This is a genomic window from Streptomyces sp. NPDC101118 (assembly GCF_044759445.1).
Taxonomy (GTDB): Bacteria; Actinomycetota; Actinomycetes; order Streptomycetales; family Streptomycetaceae; genus Streptomyces.
Map to the genome: position 1 here is coordinate 178,853 of NZ_JBIVZG010000003.1, position 22,371 is coordinate 201,223.

Sequence of the window (22,371 nt, forward strand, 5' to 3'; positions counted from 1 at the left end):
TGATCACCACGTGGTGGCCGGTCCTACCAGGTGCCCGGTTCTGCGAACCATGAGCCGAGCGGGTCCTTGAAGCCGCCCTCGGGGTCCGTCCGGAAGGTATTGATCTTGCTCGCCCCGCTGAACGTGTAGTTGTACGTCACGGTGATGTCGGCCAGGCCGTCCTGGTCCACGTCGCCTGTGAGGTAGTTCCCGGGGCCCGAGAACCAGGCGTCGGGGCCGGAGTCCCAGGCGCTGACGGGGGCGCCGTAGCCGCCGTCGGCGTTGGCCTTGAGTGTGTGGATCGTGGTGTTGCCCCCGCCGTTGTACCGGACTGCGGCGAGGTCGGTGCGCTTGTCCCCGTCGAAGTCACCCGCGGTGACGTCGAGGCGCTGCACGTCCCACCCGGAGGCCGCACCCCAGGACTTGAATGGGGCGTTGAGGAGGCCGTCCGCCTTGGCGGTGAACGTCCAGACGTTCACGCTGCCGGCGCCGTAGACGTAGACGCAGGTGAGGTCGCTCCTGCCGTCGCCGTTCGCGTCGCCGACGGTCCAGCGGCAGAGGGACGGCGTGAAACCGGACCCCTTCCAGCCGGCCTTCGGTGCGCCGAAGCCGCCGCTCGCGTCGGCGGTGAAGGTGTGGAGCCCCATCGTGCCGTCCTTGTGGTCGTACACCGCGATCAGGTCGTCCCGGTGGTCGCCGTTCGTGTCGCCGGCCAGGACGGTGGTGTTGTTCCAGTCCCATCCGGAGGTCAGCTCCGCACTCTTGAACGGCGCGTAGAAGCGGCCGTTGGAGTGCCCCAGGAAGGTCCAGGCCGTCTCGGTGCCGTTGCTGTAGCCGTAGAAGGCAGCCACGTCCGTCTTGCCGTCGCCGTTGAAGTCCCCGGTCGCCCACTTGGTGCGGTTGGCGCCGAAGCTGCCCTTGACCGGGGTCGGGATCTCGGCCGCCGCGCCGTACCCGCCCTTGCCGTTGCCCAGCGAGACGTACAGCGCCGAGGTCTCGGAACCGTAGTCGTACGCGGTGATCACGTCCGGGTGTCCGTCCCCGTTGACGTCGCCCGCCATGTCCTTGCGGAGGTGGTTGGTGAGGTCGGTGGACTTGTGCTCCTCGGCGACGCCGGTCGTGTCGTTCCAGCGGATGTAGCCGTTCTGGAAGTCCGTCCGCATGCCGCCGGCCACCGCGTACTCCTCGGAGAGGGGGTAGCCGAGGCTGCTCTTCTCGAAGCCGTCCCCGAGTGTCGCCCACCGGCTGTAGATCGCTCCGTAGACGGGCCAGGCGCCGGTGCCGGAGGTCCAGTAGACGGATCCGCTGTCCGCCGACTGCCAGCGCTTCCGGAACAGCTGGTACCGGCCGCCGGCCGAGGAGGTGGCCTTCTCGCTGCTGGTCGGGTAGCCGATCATCTTGGTCCCGCCGATCGCCTTGAAGCGGGTGTAGATGCCGCCGTGGATCTCGTGGGCGTCGGTCTCGGGGGACCAGTAGATCGCGCTGAGCTTCCCACCCTTGCTGAAGGTGGTGAACCTTCCCTGGTCGTCACCATCAGCGGTGTGACGCTCGTCGGACGTGGGGTACCCGAGGATGCCGCTGTCCTTGGAGAGGGCGGACCACCGGTTCCAGATCTCCCCGTGCACGGACCAGGCGCCGGTGTGCGGGCTCCAGTAGATGGAACGATTGTTCACGCCGGTCTTCGGGGTGCGGAAGTGGGCGTAACGGCCGATGTTGTCGGAGGCGGTCAGGACGTCGGTCGCCGGGTACCCGAAGGCGGTCACGCCGCCCAGCGACTTGAACTTGGACAGAACGGGTCCGCACAACGAGTGTTCGCCGGTCGCTGCAGAGCTGAACTTCTCGCAGGTGGACCACGGTGTGCCGGGTGGGACGATCTGGCGCGGCTGGCCGAAGGACGTGCCGTTCGCCGGTGCCTGACCGGGAAATGCGACGGTGGAACCCAGCGTGTCGCTCGACCAGAGGTCCGGGTAGCCGCCGGGCAGAGGCTTCCCCGCCGGGTCGTACTTGGCCTCGAAGTCACCTTCGCTGGAGAGCTGCGGGTAGTCCTCCTGCTTGAAACCCGTACCGATCCACGTGCTGCGGGGCGCAGGGTCGGAGAAGACGGAGAGGTCGAGCAGGGGGTCGTCCGACGCGGGAGAAGGGTCCTGTCGGCTCGTGTATTGGTGGATCTTCCCGGTGGACCCGTCGCGTGCCCATATCTCGGGCAGCCCGTCGCCGTTCAGGTCGCCGGGGGCGATCAGCGTCAGGCCGGTCCAGTCACCGTTCCCCACCGGCAGAACGGGGACGGTGTCGAGAGCGGCTTCGCCCTTCATGCCTCGGTAGAGCCACAGCTTGCCGCCGTCGTCCTTGACGAGGAGGTCACTGGAGTCGCCGGCGTCCACGGATCCGCTGTGGTTGTCGTCGTCGACGCTGGAGACCGCCAGTACCTGCTCGGCTTTGAGCCAGTGCCGGTCGCCGGCCGACGAGACGGTCAGCTCGCTTACGTCGTCCTTGCCGGAGCCGAGGGTGCCGTTGCCCTTGTTGTGGTAGACCCAGAGCTCCTTTTCCTCGGCCGGGTCCTCACTTGAGGGCCGCAGCACGACGAGGTCTTCCGAGTCGTCGGCGGACCAGCTGCCGCGGTGGGTGATGGACGCGCCCTGGAAGGACTCTTCCGAGGCGCGTTGTCCCCGTGCGAACGTGCCGTTTCCCTGTCCGGGGCTGAGCCAGAGCTCCCCCTCGGGGTTGACGGTCCAGAGGTCGGTGAGGTCGTCGCCGTTCACGTCGCCCGGCTTGTCCGGTGCTCCTCTGCGGCCGGCGTAGAAGAGGTGGGACGAGGTTTCGGACGTGTTCCCGGCAGCGTCGACGCCCCGCGCGTAGACGTACTGCGGGCCCGCTGCCCACGGAGTGAACTTGGCGGGCTGGCTCACGCCGCCAGTCGATGTGGCGGGAGCGCTCTGGATCGTGCTGTCCTGGTCGCTCCACCATTCGTAACGGGTGACGCCGGAGCCGGCACCCGTCGGCATGGAGAAGGTGAAGCTGCCGGCAGAGCCGGCCGGCTTGATTCCGGTGGTCTGGTTCGCCGGGAAGTCGTCGGAGGCGATCGTCGGTCGACCGCCGGGCCGGGTGGAGTCGATGGTGAAGCGGCACTGGCCGCCCCAGGGGCTCGTCGCGGAGCCGTCGGAGACACTGACGTCCCACCAGTACGTACCGTCGGGCAGGTCACGAGCCACGAGTGGCAGCGTGACGATCGACCCGCTGCCGACGTTGTTGACCGTCTTCCGCTTGGTGGCGGTGCCCACCTGGGCGTAGTCGAAGCGGACGGTGAGCGTTGTGTCCTCCGCGTCCCGGACCTTGGCCCGAAGGACGACCTGATCGGTCTTGCCTATGAAACCGCCGCTGCACGGAACCGTCGGGTCTGTGGACATGGCCGTGGGCCGGTCGGGCGCGGTGTTGAACCGGACGGAAACGCGGGCCGAGTTCGGGTCGAACTTGCGCCAGGAGACATCGATCGTGTTGCTCTTGGCCGTGAGGGCGAAGGACCACGAGGTCCACTTCAGGCGCGCCGCCTTGCCCATCATCGAAGCCACGTCGAACTCGACGAGACCCGAGGAGCCGGCCGGGCAGTCACGGCCACCGAAGGACACGTGTGAGCTGTCCACTGTGTCCCGCCACGCAGGCTGGTTGTTCCACGTGATGCCGCCGGGAAGGGTCGCGCCGATGTCCCTGACCAGAACCTCGCCCGACTTGCACGACCAGGAGCCGCTGTACTCCTGCTTGATCCGCAGCTTCGCCTCGACGATCTGCTTGCCACGGAATTTCGCTGTCGGGATGCGGAAGTACGAATTCGCCTGGACTTCTCCACCGCGTTGGGTGTCGTTGGCCCGGCCGACTCGCGCGTAGTCGGACAGGGTGCCGCCGTTGGCGTACACGGTGCTCTCGGAGCCCGGAATGGCGGTGTGCTTGTACGCGAGAGCCCAGGCGTTCTCGAACGAGTCGTCCCAGACGGGATCGATCACGACCGGGAAGACCGTGCCCGGGTCCGTGAGCATCTTCTGATCGGGGGCGAGGGTGAGGGCGCCGGCCGTCAGCCGTACCCCCAGCGCGGACTGGCGGGCGCCGTCTGCGGCGCCCTTGAGCGCTTGGGCGAGGGGAAGGGTGGTCCGCTTCCCGGCCGACGCGGCGGTCCCCGGCGCGGCCGACTCGGACGAGTCCCACATCACCGGCCTGGGCGCCGTGAACGTCGCCGTTCCGTTCGGATTGACCGCCTCGATGCCGCCGTCCGGACGGGACTTGAGCTGCAACCCCTTGGTCCGGACACCAAAGGTGACGGCCGAGAGGGCGGAACTGCGGGCTGCCTGCGCGTTCTTGACCACGAGCGCGTGGCTGAACGAGCTGCCTGCGGCCGTCACCGTCAGATCGACGCCGGGCATCACGTTCGGATAAGTCGCGGTCGATCCGGTGATGTTGGGGCGGGGGAGCTTGTCGTGCCACGACAGCGACAGCTCACGCCCACCGCGCCGCAGCGTCGCAAAGACGGTGTCGCCGCCTCCCGAGAACGACATGCTGGACGTGCTGGCACGAGGCGCCACCCGGCCGTCCCCGCGCCGTTCAAGCGCTGGGTCGACGGGCACGAGCCTGCCGTTCCTGCGGACGCGGACCGGGACGATCGACTGCTCGAGCGTGAGCGTGCCGTCGGGGTTGGCGAAGACCGCGTCGCTCTCCGTGCGGCGCGAGAGGATCTCCACGGGCTTGCCCGACTTCTTGGCGGCGGCTCCCGCCTTTGCGCTCTCACTTTCCTGGTCCGATGAAAGATCCTTTGAGGCGGTCGCGGAACCGGCCTTTTCGTGAGTCCCGGAAGCCGCCGCCGGAAGTGCGCTCAACAGGCCCGCCGACATGGTCGATGCGACCAGAACGGCAATGTTTCCAGAGATTGTGAGTCTTGGAATTCTCATTGCCCTTCCCCCCTTTTTTCGTATTTCTTGATCTGACTCATTCATTCCCCTCCTCGTTTGCTGAGCGAACGCTCAGTGGGTTGCTCGGAAGGTGTCCTGGCCTCCGCTGACCCCCTGGGAGCGCGCATGCTCGGCGCCCTTTGTAGCAGGTCAAGCCGTCAGTGGGGTGTCCAGGTGGTACTTCCGGTTTGATCGTCTGTGCGCACTTTATGGCTGCTTGACGCTGTGCTGCATTACACGCGGAAAGGTGTTCCCTGAGCGGTCGTCAGGTGCTAGCTTTCCCGGCTAGTTGTGTCCAGAAGGGTTTCAGGGGTGGGGTTTAGGCGTGCAAGTCAGTGCTGGCCGAAAATTGATGTACGGAGGCGGAAAATCGCCCAGGGGGTGGATTCTCCCCCTCGCGACGGCGCTTCTGTTGTCCGGTCTACCGGCTCTTCCCGCAGCTTCGGCCGCAGCGGCAAAGGGCTCGCTGCCCGGGTTGCAGAAGGTGGCCGAGGTTCGTGGGGAGCGGCACGAGGTACCGGCCGGTTCGGCCCGCAAGCCGCAGCCCGTGACCTGGAAGGGGCAGTCGGCCGCCGCTTGGCCGAAGGCCGGCTCGGCAACGGTTGAACTCCCTGCGGGGACGCTCGCACGGGCCGCGGCCAAGGACTCCCGGTCCGCCTCCGCGGTGGCGTCCGACGGCCGGAAGGTGCGGGCCGGAACCCTTCCCGTCGCGCTCAATCGCAAGGCGGGCGGCGCACGTACGTCGAAGGCCGCAGCGGTCACCGGCGCCGACTCCGCAGTGACCGCGAAGGTCGACCTCAAGGAACGCAAGGCCGCCTCGAAGGCCGGGGTCAACGGCCTGCTCCTCGGCATCGGGCGCACCGACCGCTCCGCCGGCGTCGCGCCGCTGAGCGTCGAACTCGACTACAGAGCCTTCCGTGACACCTACGGCGCCAACTGGGGGCCGCGACTGCGGTTCTCCGCACTGCCGGCCTGCGCGCTGACGACTCCGGGCAAGCCCGAATGCCGCCTCCGCACGCCTGTGGAGACACGCAACAACAGCGTCGGCGGAACGCTCACGGCGACCGTCGACGTCCCGGCGGCTGCCAAGACCGCCTCCGCCGCCTCGGCGCCGGTGGTGCTCGCGGCCGAAGCCGGGGCCGAGGGGCCGAACGGAAACTTCCGCGCCACGTCGCTGAGCCCGACCGGCAGCTGGACCGGTGGCGGCTCCGCCGGCGAGTTCAGCTGGTCGTACCCGATGGACGTGCCGGGATCCCTCGGCGGTCCGGCGCCTTCGCTGGGTCTGACGTACTCGTCCGCGAGCGTCGACGGACGGACCGTCGCCACCTCGCAGCAGTCGTCCTGGGTGGGTGACGGCTGGGAGCTCGGTGCGGCCTCCAACTTCGTCGAGCGCACCTTCGTGCCCTGTGCGGAGGACCGCAAGAAGACCGGGTACAACAACCCCAAGAACCCGACCGGCGACCTCTGTGAAGGCCCGCCGACCGTGACGCTGTCCCTCAACGGCTCGTCCACCCAGCTCGTCCTCGAGGGCGGGGACAAGGCCGGCAACAAGTGGCGCCAGGCCTCGGACGACGGCAGCAAGGTCGAGTTCATCAGCGTCCCCGTCGACTCCGCCAAGCCCAACGGCGAGAAGAAGGACTACTGGCGGATCACCAACCGCCAAGGCGTGAAGTACTACTTCGGCATCAACCGACTCGGGGGCTGGGCCGAGGGCAAGGACGAGACCAACTCGGTCTGGCGGGTGCCGGTCTACGGCAACCACCCTGGCGAGGCCTGCCACGAGGCGGCGTACGCGGACTCGGTGTGCGACCAGACCTGGCGCTGGAACCTCGACGCCGTCGTCGACCCGCGCGGCAACGTGATGACGTACTGGTACGAGAAGGAAACCAACTTCTACGGCTCCAACGTCACCGAACTCGGCAAGTCCACCGCCCGCCAGTACGACCGCGGCGGCTGGCTCAAGCGCATCGACTACGGTCAGCGCACGAGCAACTACTTCGCCCCCGGCGCGTCCCGCATCACCTTCACCGTCGCGGAACGCTGCCTGGAGCCGACGGCCACCAGCACGGACTGCGACCCGGCGAAGCTGAAGTCGACATCATCCGACACCGTCACGAAGCGGTGGCCCGATGTACCGGCCGACCAGCTCTGCGAATCAGGCATCGAGTGCACCAAGCGCTTCTCCCCGACCTTCTTCACCCGCAAGCGCCTCACCGCGGTCAACACGCACGTCCTGGTCGGCGGCGCCTACAAGCCGGTGGACACGTGGACGCTCGGGCAGGACTTCCGCGCGACGGGTGACGGCTCGGTGGCGGGGGAGTACCCCCTCTGGCTCGCCGAGATCCGCCACACCGGCAAGAACGGGGCGCCGCTGTCCCTGCCTCCGGTCACCTTCAGGAACATCCAGCTGCCCAACCGCGTGGACAACGACACCGACGGTGATCCGCCCTTCCTGCGGCACCGGATCAGTGTCATCGAGGCGGAGTCGGGCGCGCAGACCACCGTGCAGTACGCACCCACCGAGTGCTCCAGCAAGACGCCGGTCAAACTGCCGACGGACCTCGACGACAACCACCTGCGCTGCTATCCGGTCATCGAGGAGACGGCCGACCCCAGCGACCCGACCGGCATGAAGAAGGTCTACTCGAAGGACTGGTTCCACAAGCACCGAGTGGACTCCATCCGCGAGGCGGACAAGAACGCCACGTCGAGTCAGGCCAAGGTCACCACGTTCGAGTACGACGAGGCCGGCCCGGCCTGGGCCTACGACGACGAGACCGAGAACGTCAGCGACGCCGTGCGGACCTGGTCCCAGTACCGCGGCTACGCGAAGGTCCGCACCCTCGTGGGTGACGTCGTCGGCAAGCGCACCCTCGTCGAGAACCGCTACTACCGCGGCCTGGACGGGGACAAGCGACAGAGCGGCACCGAAGGCCTGGCGGCCGAGGTGGTCGACTCCGAGGGAGGGAAGGTGCCGGACCGCGAGCAGTTCGCGGGCATGGTGCGCGAGACCCTCTACTACAACGGCGAGGCGGGGCCGCTGGCATCGGCGACCCTGTCGACGCCCTGGATCGACGGCCCGACAGCCACCCGGTCTCGTGACGGCGCCTCGCCGCTGGAAGCCTGGAGGCAGGGCCCGAAGAGCGTGGCCTCGCGCACGGTCCTCTCCGGCAACCGCGGGCAGCGCCGCACGCAGGTCGACCACGAGTACGACGCGGCGACCGGCCTGCTGACCAAGACCTCCGACCGTGGCGACACGGCCAAGACCGGCGACGAGTCGTGTACGCAGTACACGTACCACGTCGACGCGGCCAAGTACCTCTACCTGCAGAAGCGGGTGGAGACGCTGACGAAGGCGTGTGACGCGACCGGCATCGTCCGGCCCGCGGACGTGGCCTCCGACGTGGTCGTCGACTTCGACGCGGTCGGCAACGTCACGAAGGCCCAGTCGCTCTCCGGCTACGCCGACGGCGCGCCGCAGTACCAGCTGACCGGCACCACGACGTTCGACGCGTACGGCCGTCCGACGTCGGTGACCGACGTCTCGGGCAACGTCACCAAGACCGAGTACGCGCCTGCCACGGGCGAGGTCGCGACGAAGATCACCACGACCAACCCCCTCGGGCACAAGAGTTCCATGGAGCTCGACCCCGGACGGGGTCTGGCCCTCGCGCAGGTCGACGCGAACGGCCGCCGTCAGGTGATGCAGTACGACTCCCTCGGCCGCCTGACCAAGGCCTGGTCTCCCGACAGGGATCCCGCGACGCAGATCCCCGACGGTGAGTACAGCTACACGGTCACTCCGGACGCGCCGGTCGTCATCACCACGAAGCGTCTGCTGGAGAACGGCAAGTACCGCGTCACGTACGACATCTACGACGCGATGATGCGCCTCCGCCAGAACCAGGAGGAGGCGATCGACAACGGCCGGATCATCACCGACACGTTCTACGACGCCTCCGGCCAGATCTGGAAGGAGAACGGCGCCTACCACAACGCCGTCGCTCCGGAACCCAAGCTCTTCGCCCCGATGGACAAGGACGTGCCGTCCTCGACGGTCACGGAGTACGACGGCCTCGGCCGTCCGGTGACGACGAAGGCGCGGACCAAGGGCGAGACCACCTGGGAGACCAAGCGCTACTACGGCGGCGACTGGGTGGGCGTGATCCCGCCCGAGGGCGAGACGGTCACATCGTCACTGATCGACGCGAAGGGCCGCAAGACCCAGCTGCGCCAGTACCAGGGCCGGACGCTGTCCGGTGCGTACGACAAGACCGACTACAAGTACACCGCGAAGGGGCAGCTGGAGTCGGTCACCGACAACGCCGGCAACACCTGGTCGTACAAATACGACATCCGTGGCCGCATGTACGAGTCGACGGACCCGGACAAGGGCACGTCGAAGACCACCTTCGACGTGATGGACCGTCCCGCGACCGTCACGGACGGCCGAGGCAAGACGATCGCCCTCGGGTACGACGTGCTGGGACGGGTCACGGGCACCTACTCGGGCTCGCTCCAGGGGACCAAGCTCACGGAGCAGACGTACGACACACTGCCCGGCGGTCTCGGCATCCCGGTGGCGTCGACCCGCTTCGACAACGGAGCCGCGTACCGCCAGGAGATCACGGCCTTCGACCAGGAGTACCGTCCGCTCGAATCCAAGATCACCATCCCGGCGGCCGAGGGAAAGCTGGCCGGCGAGTACGTCTACAAGAACTCGTACACCGAGACGGTCGGCCTGCCCGGCACGATGACCTTCCCGGCGGCCGGCGGCCTGGCCTCCGAGCGCGTCACCTTCGGCCACCACGGGCTCGATGGACTCACCACGATGAACGTGGGCCTGACCCACTTCGTCACCGACCTCGACTTCACCCCCATGGGCGATGTCGTGCGCACCAGGGTGGGCCCGCTCGGCAAGCAGCTCATCAGCAGCTACACGTTCGACGAGCAGACGCGCCGGCACAAGACGGCCACCCACGACCAGGAGGTCGGTACCACCGACTACCGCCGCATCGGGGAGACGTCCACGTCCTACGACGCCGCTGGCAACATCACGAGCATCACGGACACCGAGGGCCCGAACCCGACCGCGGCCACCACGGACACCCAGTGCTTCGCGTACGACTACCTGCGGCGCATGACGGACGCGTGGACGGCCACGGACAACTGCGCCGTACGGCCCACGTCCGCCGCACGGTCGATGGTCGGCGGCCCGGACGCCTACTGGTCCGAGTACACGCTGGATTCCTCGGGCAACCGGACCCGCGAGGTCAAGCACGACCCGTCCGGTGACGAGTCCAAGAACGTCACGCGCACGTACACGTACGCCGTCGGCCTGCCCACCAAGAGCCGCCTGGCGACGGTGGACACGACCGGCCCGTCCGGGTCGCGCACGGAGAGCTACCAGTACGACCCCGCGGGCAACACGGAGAAGCGCACCATCCAGGGCAGCACGCAGTCGCTGGTCTGGGACACCGAGGGCCACCTGGACAAGGTCACCGAGGGGACGAAGACCACCGAGTTCGTCTACGACGCGAGCGGCAACCGTCTGATCAGGCGTGACCCGACGGGCACGACGCTGTACCTGCCCGGCACCGAGGTCCGTATGGACAAGGCCGGGAACATCGTCAAGGGCACGCGCTACTACTCCCACCCGGCCGGCCCGGCGATGGTCCGCACGGTGGAGGGCGGCAAGACCACGACGTCCTTCCTCCTCGGCGACCACAACGGCACGGCGACGACCTCGGTCGACTCCGCCACGCAGGCGGTCACGCGCCGCAAGTTCACGCCGTTCGGCGAAGAGCGCGGCGCCCAGCCGACGATGTGGCCGGGCGAGCGCGAGTTCATCGGCGGCACCAAGGATGAGTCCACGGGCCTGGTCCACATCGGGGCACGCGAGTACGACCCGGCTCTGGGCCGCTTTATCTCGGTCGACCCCGAGATGGACATCGCGGACTCCGAGACGATGAACCCGTACTCGTACGCCCGCCACAGCCCGGTCACGTTCAGCGACCCGACGGGGCGCCGGATGTGCGAGGAAAGCGGCCCCGGCAGCATGTGCAAGGGTGTCGGCCCGGCCACGGGTGGCGGAGGCGGAGGCGGCTCCGGCACCACCAGCGGAGGCAGCGGTTCCACCGCACCCCCGCCGGCCCCGGCCCAGCCGACGCCGTCGGTCAGCGCGGCGGACGTCGCGGCGGCCAAGAAGCTGAAGCAGCAGTCCAAGATGGACGTCATCATCCAGATCAGCAAGGAGGTCCTGAAGGACGTCAGCGGTTGGAACGACATCGCGGACTGCGTGGGAGGCAGCAAGTCGGCCTGCGCCATGATCGCGATCGACGCCGCCCTGTCGTGGGGAGGCAAGGCGGTCAAGGTCGCCAAGGGCCTGTGGAAGGCCTACAAGCTCTACGACAAATGGAAGAGTGCGGTTGCCTGGGCCACCAAGGTCCTGAAGCGAGCCGATGACGACGCTGCGGCGATGGCCAGGTACACGGAGGAACTGGCCGAGTACCGCAAGCAGGCCGACGCGGCGAAAGCCGCGGCCGCAAAGGCGGACGAAACGGCCACAACGGCCGCCCAGAAGGCCGACAGCGGAGGCGGCGGGGGCGGTGGCAACGCGGACAGCAGCGCCGGAGCCACCTGTCGCCCGGGCAACAGCTTCGTTCCGGGCACCAAGGTCCTCATGGCCGACGGCTCCACCAAGGCCATCGAAGACCTGAAGCCCGGCGACGAGGTGGCGGCGAAGGAACCGGAGACCGGAAAGGCCGGATCGAAGAAGGTCGCGGCCACGATCATCGGCAAGGGCGCCAAGAACCTGGTCCGCATCACGCTCGACCTGGACGGCGACAAGGGCACCAAGACATCGACGGTCACGGCGACCGACGGCCACCCCTTCTGGGTCCCGGAACTTCGCAAGTGGCTCAAGGCCACGGACCTGACCCCTGGAGACTGGCTCGAAACGGGCGCAGGCACCCGCATCCAGATCACGGCGGTAACCCGCTGGACCCAGCGTTCCACGGTCCACAACCTCACCGTCACGGACATCCACACGTACTTTGTGCTCGCAGGCGCCACCCCGATCCTCGTTCACAACTGTGGTGGTACTGCCACCGTTTCCTATGACCCAGATATGGGGTCCACTGGACACGCAATAATTCGTATCGACATGGCCGACGGTCGATCGCAGATCACTGAGCAGGTAATTAATGGAATCCCTGCCAGGCAGGGCCAGTACAACGGGCTTCCGACCACGGGTGCGCACGCGTTCCCGGAAGACCTCGGCCCTAACACGAGGAGTCTCACCTTCGACTTGCCGGACGCAGAATCTGCCTACGCGGCTCAGGGGAGGACCATTGATGCGGACCTCGGCGCGTACGATGGAATGGACAATAGTTGTGTGACCTATTGTGTTGACATCCTGCGAGCTGGTGGGGTCAACCTCCCGGAAGGGCGTCGAGGGATGGCCGTGCTACGAGGAAGGATGAACAGAGGGTGAGTCAAGCAGGTGGGCCGTCCGAGTATGTCAAGGTCTTGGCCGAGATCGTCGCCAGCCCGAGAGTTGGCGGATTGCATCTTCGTCGAGTGGGTGAACTTCTCGTCGCGCGCGAAGAGTTGAATGAACGGTTCCTGGATGCCGGTAGGCGTAAATTCTCGGATGTCGAGTTCGATGACATCGTGATCAAGTCGTCAGATCTTGATGACGAATATGTTCGAGTGTGGCGGGCCTGTGAAGAGGCGACTCGCGAATGGCGCCACGCTGAAGGTCTGCCAGCATTGGCCCTTGCGTTGAAGCGAGCCGCCGATTTCTATCGTGGGGTTGCAGCCTCTGCCTGACGCTGAACAGAAAAGGAAAGCGAGCGGCCCCATCGGGTCTACTTCGGTGGGGCCGCTCGCGTGTGCTGTGGGCGCCTGGCGGCTGAGCGTTCGCGTCACCGATGACCGGCACGTCCCCCTGACCGGGGCAGGGGGACGTGCTCGCCGCGAAGCGCGTCGGCGTCGGCAGGAGGTCGTGTAGCGGGTGTCCGTCCAGCCTGAACCATGTCCACTGGACACGGTGGGTGGCCGGCGTGCGAGCATGGCCCGGACATGACGAAATCGCCCTCGCCGGTTCGCGCGATACGGGCCGCGGTGTTCGCGGCGATGTGCGTGGCATTGGCTGCTGTGGGGCATTCGTCCATGTCTGACGGGGAGATACCGTTCGGGGTGCTTCTGGGGGCTTCTGCGGGTGTCGCGGGGCTGGCCTGGGCCGGTGCCCGGTGCCGGCGCGGCGGGTTCGCCATCGGCGCCTCGCTGCTGGCCGTCCAGGGCGCCCTGCACCTGCTCTTCGTCCGTACCGAGCGCCCCCATCCCGCCGCCCACCTGCACCACCACATGGACATGGACATGGGTGCGTCCGCCATGGGCGCGGGGACGGACATGGGTGCCGGCGGGGCCGCCATGGCCGGCATGGGTGCGCACAGCGGCATCGGCATGGTCGCCGCGCACGCGCTCGCCGGGCTGCTCTGCGCCGCCTGGCTGGCCCGCGGCGAGGCGGCGCTGTACCGCCTCCTCCGGGTCGTGGCCCTGCTGGCCGCCGCACCGGTCCGCCGCGCCCTGGCCCTCGTACGCGCCCACGCGCCCGAGCCGCCCGCGCGCCGCCCCCGCCCCCCGCACCACCGCCCGCGCCGTCTGCGCGGGGCGGTGCACGCCCACGCCCTGGTCCGGCGCGGGCCGCCCGTCTTCCGAGCACCGAGCACCACGGCCCCCGGCCGTCCTGCCTGCGCCTGACGAAGACGGCGTATCCGGCGTGATGGCGTGACCTGGGGCCGGTTCCCCATGTCTTCGCCAACACCTAGGACCATCATGGCCATTGACGATCCCGTGCAGCCCCGCGCCGACGCCCCGGAAGTACCGGAAGCCCCGGCCGTCGACGAGACCACCACCACCTGGCGCGCCCTGCGCCCCCTCGTCCGCCGCCTGCACTTCTACGCGGGCGTGCTCATCGCCCCCGTGCTCTTCCTCGCCGCGCTCACCGGCACGCTGTACGCCCTCTCGTACCCGGCCGAGAAGCTCATGTACTCCCACGAGCTCACCGTCCCCGTCGGCGACACGGCCCAGCCGCTGAGCCGGCAGGTCGCCGCCGCCAAGGCCGCGCACCCCGACGGCGAGGTGACCGCCGTCTGGCCGGCCCCCGAGGACGACGCCACCACCCGCGTCCTGATGGACAGCCCCTCGGTCGCCGAGGACCGCACCCTCACCGTCTTCGTCGACCCGTACACCGCGCAGGTCCGCGGCACGCTGGAGACGTCGGGCGACGCGCTCCCGCTGCGCGCCTGGCTCTCCTCCTTCCACGCGAACCTCCAGCTCGGCGAGACCGGCCGGATCTACAGCGAGCTGGCCGCCTCCTGGATGTGGGTCGTCGCGCTCGGCGGCCTCGCGCTCTGGGTCGGCCGCCGCCGCGCGGCGCGCAAGGCCCTGCCCCTGACCCGGCCCAACCGCAAGGCCACCGGCCGCCGCCGCACCCTCTCCTGGCACGGCTCGGTCGGCCTGTGGGCCGTCACCGGTCTGGTGGTCCTCTCCGCGACCGGCCTGACCTGGTCGACGTACGCGGGAGCCAACATCGACGAGCTGCAGACGAAGCTCGGCGGCTCCACGCCCAGCGTGAGCGCCACCCTCGACGGCGGTGCGGCGGCCGGCGGCGAGCACGCCGGCCACCACATGGGCGGCGCCACCGCGCCGAAGCCCGGCGGTCCGGACGTCGGCATCGACAAGGTGGTCGAGGCGGCCCGCGCCCAGGGCGTGGACAGCACCCTCCAGATCACGCTGCCCGCCGAGGGCAACGGCTACGTGGTCAAGGAGCGCGACAAGCAGTTCCCGACCCACCTCGACTCGGTGGCCGTCGACCCGGCCGACGGCAGGGTCATGGACACGCTGCGGTTCGCGGACTACCCGCTGCTGGCCAAGCTCACCCGGTGGGGCATCGACGTCCACATGGGCATGCTCTTCGGCCTGGTGAACCAGCTCGCGCTGGCCGCCCTCGGCGTCTCCCTGATGTTCCTGGCCTTCTGGGGCTACCGGATGTGGTGGCTGCGCCGCCCGACGAAGGACCGGGCGCTGAGCTTCGGCCGGCCGGTCGCGCGCGGGACCTGGCGCAAGGTGCCGCTGCCGGTGCTGCTGCCGCTCGCGGCCGTCACCGCGGTGGTGGGCTGGTTCGTCCCGCTGCTCGGGATCAGCCTGGTGGCCTTCCTGGTGCTCGACGTGGTGCTGGGCCGGGTCGCGGCGACCCGGGCCGGCGCGTAGCCACGGACAGGCGAAGGGTCCCGTAGGACGGGGCCGCATGCGAAGGGGCCCGCACTCCCTCCTCGGAGTGCGGGCCCCTTCCGCATGTCACGGCGCGTACTTGTACCCCACGCGCCGGACCGTTTGGATGGCCCCGCGGTGCGCCGCGCCCAGCTTGCGGCGGAGGCGGGCGATGTGGACGTCGACTGTACGGCCGTCGCCGACGTGGCCGTAGCCCCACACGGTGGTGACCAGCTGGTCGCGGCTGTGCACCCGGTGCGGGTTGGCGACCAGGTGGGCGAGCAGCTCGAACTCCAGGTACGTCAGGTCGAGTTCCTCGCCGTCGACCTCGGCCGTGCGCTGGGCCGTGTCGATCCGCACGAGGTCGTCCCCGGTGACGGTGGACTGGGCGGCGGCGGGTGCGGCCGGCACCGGGACGGCGGCGAAGGCCGGCTGGTGGGCGGACGCGAGGCGGGCGGCCGACGGATGGACGGCCGACGGATGGACGGCCGACGGGTGGACGGCCTGCGGGGAGACCGGATGGGAGCCGAACGGGACCGGCTGCTGCTGGTCCGCGGGTACGAGGACCAGGTAGCCGACCATCGGCGGCTGGCCCGGCAGGGCGGGCACGGTGTGCTGCGGCGCGGGCAGCCAGGTGGCGCCCGGCGGCAGCAGGTCGACCACGCGCGCCACCTCGTCACGGTCGACGGCGCGCAGCCGGTGCCGGCTGGGAGGGAAGGGAAGGGTGGCGGTGGCGGTCGCAGCGGAGGTGGCAGCGGACGGGAAGGAACGGGTGCTGGTCATGAGTGGTCAGCTCTTTCACGCGGAGAGTCGTCGGCAGGAGACGTGCGTCGTACCGCGCAGACCGAAGGCCTGTTGGAAAAGGCTTTAGAGGGCCGGCGCGTTCATCGCGCGGCAACACACCCGGTCGAAGTCGTGATGCTGACGGGAGGGCCAGAACGGCTCGAGGTCGCTGCGACCTGTCGAGGTGTGTGAGTGGCTGGCCATGGGCTCATTGAAGCAGATGCAACGCTCCCGTCGTAGTCCCGTCTCACCTGGTAGATCCGGAAGTTCAAATTCCGCCCGGTGCGGGTTCCCGGAACGCACGGAGGAGCGCCCGCCGTCGGCGCGGCGGGCGCTCCTTCACGTCACTTCAGGCCCTGCTGAGACGCTCGTCTCAGACCAGGCTCTCCTTCTCCAGGCCCGAGCAGCAGGTGTCCACGATCAGGCGGGTCACCACGTACGGGTCCACGTTCGCGTTGGGACGGCGGTCCTCGATGTAGCCCTTGCCGTCCTTCTCCACCTGCCACGGGATGCGGACCGAGGCGCCGCGGTCCGAGACGCCGTAGCTGAACTCGTTCCACGGGGCGGTCTCGTGCAGACCGGTCAGGCGCTCGTCGATGCCCGCGCCGTAGTTCTTGACGTGGTCCAGCGGCTTCGAGCCCTCGCCCAGCGCCTCGCACGCCGCGATGATCGCGCGGTAGTCCTCGCGCATCGCCTTCGTGGAGAAGTTGGTGTGCGCGCCCGCGCCGTTCCAGTCGCCCTTCACCGGCTTCGGGTTCAGCGTCGCCGAGACGTTGAACTCCTCGGCCGTGCGGTACAGCAGCCAGCGCGCGACCCACAGCTGGTCGGAGACCTCCAGCGGGCCGACCGGGCCCACCTGGAACTCCCACTGGCCGGGCATGACCTCGGCGTTGATGCCGGAGATGGCCAGGCCCGCGGTGAGGCAGTGGTCCAGGTGCTTCTCGACGATCTCGCGGCCGAAGATCTCGTCCGAGCCGACACCGCAGTAGTAGCCGCCCTGCGCGGCGGGGAAGCCGCCGACCGGGAAGCCGAGCGGGCGGTCGCCGTCGAAGAAGGTGTACTCCTGCTCGATGCCGAAGATCGACTCCTGCGCGGCGAACTTCTCCGCGACCGGGCGCAGCAGCGCACGCGTGTTGGACTCGTGCGGGGTCATGTCGATGTTCAGGACCTCGCAGAGCACCAGCACGTTGTTGCCGCCGCGGATCGGGTCCGGGCAGGTGAACACCGGCTGGAGCACGCGGTCGGACGCGTGGCCCTCGGCCTGGTTGGTGCTGGAGCCGTCGAAGCCCCAGATGGGCAGCTCGCCGCCGGGCTCGCCGGGGAGGATCTTCGTCTTGGAGCGGAGCTTGGCCGTCGGCTCGGTGCCGTCGATCCAGATGTACTCGGCCTTGTACGTCACGGGCCCTCATCCTTCGGCTGGCGGTGCTGCGGGTTGCGCGCTGCGCGGCGCTGCGCACGCTGCGGTGATGACCGCAGCGTGCCAAGGCGCGATTTCCCGGCCGTTGCCCATGTGTGAACCCCGTGTTACCGGGGTTTCAGGGCGCCGGCCGGTGTCCCGCCAGGTTTGCGGCAGACTGTGCGCGTGACCATTTCGTACGATTTGAACTCGGGCGGCAGACCGCCCCGCGTCGGACTGCTGGGTACGGGCCCCTGGGCGGCCCGTACCCACGCCCCCGCCCTCGCCGCGCACGCCGGATCCGAGTTCGCGGGCGTGTGGGGCCGCCGCCCCGAAGCCGCGGCCGAGCTGGCCCGTACCCACGACGTGAAGGTGTACGACTCGCCGGACGCGCTGTTCGCGGACTGTGACGCCGTCGCCTTCGCGCTGCCGCCGGACGTGCAGGCCCCGCTGGCCGTCCGGGCCGCCGCCGCGGGCTGTCACCTGCTCCTCGACAAGCCCGTCGCCACCGGCGTCGCGGCCGCCCGCGAACTCCACGAGGCCACCGTCCGGCACGGGGTCGCCGGCGTCGTCTTCCTGACCCTCCGGTTCGCCGAGCCCACCGCGGGCTGGGTGGCCGAGCAGGCCGCGCTCGACGGCTGGTTCACCGCCCGCGCCCACTGGTTCGGCGCCGTGTTCCCGCCCGACGGCACCCGGAGCCCGTACGCCGCCTCGCCGTGGAGGCAGGAGAAGGGGGGCCTCTGGGACGTCGGCCCGCACGCCCTCTCCGTCCTGATCCCGGTGCTCGGCGAGGTCACCTCCCTGTCCGCCGCCCGGGGCCCCGCCGACCTGGTGCACCTGGTGCTCCGGCACGCCTCGGGCGCCTCCAGTACCGCCGCGCTCACCCTCAGCGCCCCCAGGGAGGCGTCCGGCGTGGGCGTCGAGCTGCGCGGCACCCCGGGCATCGCCTCGCTGCCGGACTGGAGCGACGTACCCGGCGCGTACGGGCGGGCCCTCGACGCCCTCCTGGAGTCCGCCCGCACCGGTGTGCCCCACCCGTGCGACACCGGCTTCGGGCTGCGGCTGACGGAACTGCTGGCGGAGGCGGACGCACAGCTGGCGGCGGCGGAGTAGCGACCGCGGCGGCCGAGCGGCACCCCGCCGCGGTGCCGGGCGGCGACCGGCGCCCGCACCGCGGCCGAGAGCTACTTGATGAGGGCGTTGGCCACCACGATGGCCAGCCCGATCGCGGCGTCCGCGACCCCGATGACCAGCGCGGACGCCAGCCGGTAGCCGGTGCGCAGCGCGGCGAAGGCGCCCCAGGCGAACAGCAGGCCGGTGTTCAGGCCGAGCCCGGTCGCGGTGGTGGGCGCCGGGTCCCAGTCCCAGAACCCGGCCAGGCAGAGCAGCAGCACGGTCGGCAGCGCGGCCACGACCATCGGCCACTCGTCGAGCAGGGCCTGGCCGAGCTGCCGCCAGCGGCGGCCCCCGGGCACGCCGGGGTGCTCGGCCGCGTGCGAGGACATGTGGTGGGCGTACCCGTGCACCAGGCCGGCCGCGGCCACCGTCACCAGCACCCAGGCCGCGTCGTAGAAGGGGGTGTACGGGGCGCCCGCGGCCTCGTTCTGGAGTGCCGCGAGCAGCGCGCTGGCCAGGATCGTCCCGTACACGCCCCCGAAGGCCCACGCGGTGCCGCGGTGACCGCCGTGCCCGCCGTGCCCGCGGTGGCCGCCGCGCACGGAGGTACCGGAGGCACCGGAGGCACCGGAGGGACCGGGCGGACCGGGGCGAACCGACGGACCCGGCGGGCCGGAGTGCCCGCGGTCACCTGAGTCGCCGCCCGGGCCGGTGCCGGGGGTCTGGTACTCGTCCACGTCGTTCCTTCCGCTGCCACCCCCCGGTCGCGGCAAACGTACGCAAACCGGGATGAGGCGGGCGTCAAGACACGCGCCGGGCCAGCGCCTCCTCCACCGCCTCCGGGGTGCGCGCGACCAGCGCCGTACCGTCGTCCGCGGTGATGATCGGACGCTGGATCAGCTTCGGGTGGGCGGCGAGCGCGGCGATCCACCGCTCGCGGCCGGCCCCGTCGCGGTCCCACTCCTTCAGGCCCAGCTCCTTCGCGACGGCCTCGCCGGTGCGCGTGATGTCCCACGGCTCCAGACCGAGCCGGTCCAGCACGGCCCGGATCTCGTCCTCGGTCGGCACCTCCTCCAGGTAGCGGCGCACGGTGTACTCGGCGCCCTCGGCGTCCAGCTGGGTGAGGGCGCTGCGGCACTTGGAACAGGCGGGGTTGATCCAGATCTCCATGCCGGAAACGGTACCTCCGAGAGGCACTGAAGTGGGCTCCGACCAGGGGCGATTGTCAGTGCCCGGCAGTAAAATCGAAGCAGAAGAGAGATGGTCAGACACCCGTCCTGGGGGAGGATGCCGATGGCGACCACCACGTTCGTTCCCGTCAAGAAGAAGGCCTTGCCCGCCGGTCTGCCGCGCGAGTGGTACGAGAACCACAACCGCCGCCTGAAGGCCATGCGGCTGGCCATATCCCTGCTCGACTCGGGCACGTACGACCCCAAGCGCGCCACCAACCGCAAGATCCGCACCATGGCCGCGCGCACGGGCATCCACCGCCCGTCCAACACCACCTGCCGCCTGGTGCGCTCCCTTATGCCGCCGCAGTAGTCCCGACCGCACGTGCGCCAATGCCCCCGGGGAAGGAAATCCGTCTCCGGGGGCATCCCTTTGCCCTGCCGGGGAGTCTGACCCGGCGAAACGCACACCTGTACGTGAACCCTGGGGGATTTCACATGCGCCTTCGCACCGTCAGTGCGACAGCCCTCTGCACGGCCACCGTCCTCGCCGCCGTCGGCCTGGTCCCGGCCGGCGCCGCGCCCGCGACGGCTCCCGCCGCCACCGCGGCGGCAGCCGCGCCGAAGGGGCCGGACTTCAACGGTGACGGCTACGCCGACCTCGCCATCGCCGCGTACACCGCCACCGCGGGCGGGGTCGCCCGCGCCGGCGCCGTCGCCGTGACGTACGGCTCCGTGGCCGGAATCGGCAAGGACAAGGCGTCGGTCATCACGGCCGCGAGCGAGGGCGTCCCGGGCGACCCGGTCGGCAACGACAAGTGGGGGAGGATCCAGGGCCACGGCGACCTCGACCACGACGGGTACGACGACCTGGTCGTCAGCTCGCAGAGCCTGGCGAACTCCGACCGGGCCGTCATCCTGTGGGGAGCGGCGAATGGCCTGACCGGCGGCACGGAGCTGGACCTCGGCAGGCCCTCCGACACCGTCCCCGTGCTCCGCAGCATCCGCATCGCGGACGTCGACGGCGACGGCAGGGACGACATCATCGGCAGTGCCTACCTGGGCGTTGACCCCACGAAGCGGACGTGGGGCTTCGGCACGCTCAGGGGGCCCTTCACCCGCGACGGCAAGGCGGCCGGGGTCCGGTACCGCGAGACCTCGGTCACGGACAAGCTGGCCAACCTGGACGCGCTGGCGGACATGACCGGCGACGGCCTTCCGGACATCCTGACCGTCGCCACCCTTCCGACGGGGAAGCGCGTCTACCGCGTGTACAAGAACACCGGCACCGGCTTCACCCTCACCCCCGGCATGCAGGAGCTGCCGACCAAGCCGGGGTTCGTGGTCCCCACCGCCGCCGGAGACTTCAACGGCGACGGATACGCGGACGTGGCGGGCGCCCCCACGTGGTCGTACACGAACCCGTACGGCCAGGTCTACATCGCGTACGGCGGCCCCGCGGGTCTGAGCACCACCCTGAAGCCCAGCGTCATCAACGAGGACACCCCCGGCGTTCCCGGTTCCCGGGACCACGTGGACCGCTGGGGCGAAGCGCTGGCGGCCGGTGACATCAACAAGGACGGGTACGCAGACCTGGTCGTCGGGGCGCCCTGGAAGGACGCCACCGACTCCGCGGGCAACGAGATCCTCCGCCCCGGCTCCGTCACGGTGCTGCGGGGCAGCGCCTCAGGCCTGACCGGCACCGGTGCCAAGACCATCACCCAGTACACCGCGGGCGTCCCCAGCAGCAACGAGCGGCTGGACCACTTCGGCACCGCTGTCAGCGTGGTCGACGGCAACAAGGACGGCTACGGCGAGGTGTACGTGGGCGGCGACGGCGAGGACTCCTTCAAGGGCCGGGTGTGGAAGCTCCCCGGCACCGCATCCGGCGTCACGGGCACGGGGTCGACCTCGTTCAACCTGACGGATCTCGGCGGCCCGGCCGGTGGCGCCTACTTCGGCTCCGGTTTCACCAACTGACCTGTCTCTCCTCAGCCGGGCGCGGAACCGCACCCCCGGCTGAGGAGTTCGGGCCCGTGCGCACCGGTGTCACTGGTCGGCGGGAACGGTGTCCGTGCTGCCGGGGACCAGGCTGTCTGGGTTCAGCCCGTTGCGGTCGTCGTGCCTGCGGTCGTCGTGCCGGTTGTCGTGGCGGCTGTCGCTGTCGTGACGGTTGTCGCTGTCGTGACGGTTGTCGTTACGGTGGTCGTCGTTCCAGCGGTGGTCGTGCCGGACGGCGTCCACGTCGTCCCAGCACCAGCTGGGACGGTGGTCCCAGTCGCGGTTGCAGCACTGCTCCCACCACCAGTCGTCGGTGGTGTTCCAGACCCTGTTGCAGCACTCCCGCCACTGGCGCTCGGTCAGCGGACGGTCGTCGCACCGCCACGTCCCGCCGCCCGTGGCCGACGCGCCGGCCATCGGCATCAGACCAAGGGTCAGGCCTGCGGCACCGGTGACGACTGCTGTGACGATCCTGCGGCGCATCTCCATGCACCTCCGCACATCGATCGGGTATTCGGTTTCGGGGCCCTCCTCCACCGTCCCCCCGCCGCCGGGGCCCTGTCAAAGCGCGACGGCCCCCGGCCACGCTCCGAAGAGCGGGGCCGGGGGCCGTTCCGCGAGCTCAGACCGGGTGTACCGGCGAGTTCTTACAGGTCGAAGTAGAGCTCGAACTCGTCGCGTATCGGGCTGACCTGCAATGAGTGGCGAATGGGCCTCT

At 69.7% G+C, this 22,371-nt stretch carries 13 protein-coding genes; 7 read left to right on the forward strand and 6 right to left on the reverse strand.

All coding sequences use genetic code 11. From position 1 onward, the window contains the following. Window positions 1–23: 23 nt before the first annotated feature. Entirely contained in the window at window positions 24–4,703 is a 4,680-nt protein-coding gene (locus ACIQUQ_RS06760; protein ID WP_403972105.1) for an FG-GAP-like repeat-containing protein, read from the reverse strand. 691 nt (window positions 4,704–5,394) lie between these two features. On the opposite strand from ACIQUQ_RS06760, the gene ACIQUQ_RS06765 reads away from it, so the two are divergent. From ACIQUQ_RS06765 to ACIQUQ_RS06780, 4 genes are all read left to right on the forward strand, one after another. Continuing rightward, a complete protein-coding gene (locus ACIQUQ_RS06765; protein ID WP_403972107.1) occupies window positions 5,395–12,405 on the forward strand; it encodes an RHS repeat-associated core domain-containing protein in 7,011 nt (2,336 codons plus the stop codon). Window positions 12,406–12,440: 35 nt separating this feature from the next. Continuing rightward, the gene (locus ACIQUQ_RS06770; RefSeq protein WP_403972109.1) at window positions 12,441–12,743 is read left to right on the forward strand and encodes a hypothetical protein; all 303 of its coding nucleotides are present in this window, start codon (window positions 12,441–12,443) and stop codon (window positions 12,741–12,743) included. A gap of 342 nt (window positions 12,744–13,085) precedes the next feature. After that, window positions 13,086–13,676 carry a hypothetical protein gene (locus ACIQUQ_RS06775; RefSeq protein ID WP_403972111.1) on the forward strand — a complete coding sequence of 197 codons (591 nt, stop codon included), beginning with the start codon at window positions 13,086–13,088 and terminating at the stop codon, window positions 13,674–13,676. Between the two features lie 75 nt (window positions 13,677–13,751). Continuing rightward, a complete protein-coding gene (locus ACIQUQ_RS06780) occupies window positions 13,752–15,188 on the forward strand; it encodes a PepSY-associated TM helix domain-containing protein (RefSeq protein ID WP_403972113.1) in 1,437 nt (478 codons plus the stop codon). 87 nt (window positions 15,189–15,275) lie between these two features. On the opposite strand, the gene ACIQUQ_RS06785 is transcribed toward ACIQUQ_RS06780, so the two are convergent. Together ACIQUQ_RS06785 and glnII are read right to left on the reverse strand one after the other, a co-directional pair. After that, window positions 15,276–15,971 (reverse strand): winged helix-turn-helix domain-containing protein, encoded by a 696-nt coding sequence (locus ACIQUQ_RS06785; RefSeq protein ID WP_403972115.1) that lies wholly within the window; start codon window positions 15,969–15,971, stop codon window positions 15,276–15,278. 373 nt (window positions 15,972–16,344) lie between these two features. Further along, window positions 16,345–17,370: a glutamine synthetase gene (glnII, locus tag ACIQUQ_RS06790; RefSeq protein ID WP_403972117.1), complete on the reverse strand. Its 1,026-nt coding sequence runs from the start codon at window positions 17,368–17,370 to the stop codon at window positions 16,345–16,347. A gap of 183 nt (window positions 17,371–17,553) precedes the next feature. On the opposite strand from glnII, the gene ACIQUQ_RS06795 reads away from it, so the two are divergent. After that, on the forward strand, window positions 17,554–18,480 hold the full coding sequence (locus ACIQUQ_RS06795; RefSeq protein WP_403972119.1) for a Gfo/Idh/MocA family protein: 927 nt from the start codon (window positions 17,554–17,556) through the stop codon (window positions 18,478–18,480). A gap of 71 nt (window positions 18,481–18,551) precedes the next feature. Here the strand turns inward: ACIQUQ_RS06795 and ACIQUQ_RS06800 are convergent, their stop codons facing one another. Both ACIQUQ_RS06800 and ACIQUQ_RS06805 read right to left on the reverse strand, forming a co-directional pair. Beyond that, on the reverse strand, window positions 18,552–19,085 hold the full coding sequence (locus tag ACIQUQ_RS06800) for a hypothetical protein (RefSeq protein WP_403972121.1): 534 nt from the start codon (window positions 19,083–19,085) through the stop codon (window positions 18,552–18,554). Window positions 19,086–19,284: 199 nt separating this feature from the next. After that, on the reverse strand, window positions 19,285–19,653 hold the full coding sequence (locus ACIQUQ_RS06805) for an arsenate reductase family protein (RefSeq protein WP_403972123.1): 369 nt from the start codon (window positions 19,651–19,653) through the stop codon (window positions 19,285–19,287). Window positions 19,654–19,776: 123 nt separating this feature from the next. Here ACIQUQ_RS06805 and ACIQUQ_RS06810 point away from each other — a divergent pair, with 123 nt between their 5' ends. Next, entirely contained in the window at window positions 19,777–20,025 is a 249-nt protein-coding gene (locus tag ACIQUQ_RS06810; RefSeq protein ID WP_399939521.1) for a hypothetical protein, read from the forward strand. Window positions 20,026–20,150: 125 nt separating this feature from the next. Next, window positions 20,151–21,632 (forward strand): VCBS repeat-containing protein, encoded by a 1,482-nt coding sequence (locus ACIQUQ_RS06815; RefSeq protein WP_403972125.1) that lies wholly within the window; start codon window positions 20,151–20,153, stop codon window positions 21,630–21,632. A 69-nt stretch (window positions 21,633–21,701) separates the two neighbouring features. Here the strand turns inward: ACIQUQ_RS06815 and ACIQUQ_RS06820 are convergent, their stop codons facing one another. Continuing rightward, complete coding sequence (locus ACIQUQ_RS06820) at window positions 21,702–22,136, reverse strand: hypothetical protein (protein ID WP_403972127.1); 435 nt, start codon at window positions 22,134–22,136, stop codon at window positions 21,702–21,704. Window positions 22,137–22,371: the final 235 nt, after the last annotated feature.